The 210-nt window shown below is 55.2% G+C and carries 1 pseudogene; it reads right to left on the reverse strand.

Annotated features, from left to right (window positions below):
- A pseudogene (locus A3709_RS17350) lies at nt 1–210 on the reverse strand (serine--tRNA ligase); the annotation flags it as partial.

Raw genomic sequence — 210 nt, forward strand, 5'->3', positions numbered from 1 at the left:
GGGAATCGCGATTCACAATGTAGGGGACGTAGATCTCGCTATAACCATGCTCGCCGGTGTGCAGGTTGAGCATGAACTGAATGAGCGCGCGATGCATGCGGGCGACATTGCCGTACATCACGTTGAAACGTGAGCCGGTGATTTTGCCCGCCGTCTCAAAGTCCATCTCGCCCAGTGCTTCACCGAGCTCCACATGATCTTTGGCTTCGA

The organism is Halioglobus sp. HI00S01, from assembly GCF_001635445.1.
GTDB lineage: Bacteria > Pseudomonadota > Gammaproteobacteria > Pseudomonadales > Halieaceae > Halioglobus > Halioglobus japonicus.